Here is a 224-nt window from a genome sequence, read left to right as displayed (position 1 = left end):
ATTTAAATAATTTTCAGACGTAACGTCAATCAGTTTTTTGAAGCCTAAACTCTCTAAACCAAACAAATCATGATAGGTTTTGCCTACTGATAAAACAGTTTTAATAGCTGAACAATGAATAGCCTTACTTATAATATCAAATACATTTTCTCTAATGTATGTATTCAGTTCGGGAGAAATCTTTTTTAATGGTTTCCTTTTTTTAGAGTGCCACGGACAAATTT

Annotated in this window: 1 protein-coding gene; it reads right to left on the bottom strand. The window is 29.5% G+C overall.

Going from position 1 to position 224, the window contains the following annotated elements:
• A partial coding sequence (locus ACRHOC_RS15495) for a hypothetical protein (RefSeq protein WP_431159481.1) occupies positions 1–224 on the bottom strand: 224 nt, incomplete at both ends.

Origin of the sequence: Winogradskyella poriferorum, from assembly GCF_050618035.1 — a bacterium.
Classification (GTDB): Bacteria; Bacteroidota; Bacteroidia; order Flavobacteriales; family Flavobacteriaceae; genus Winogradskyella; species Winogradskyella poriferorum_A.
The sequence above is the reverse complement of the archived record's forward strand: the minus strand, read 5'-3'. Positions and strand labels throughout refer to the sequence as shown.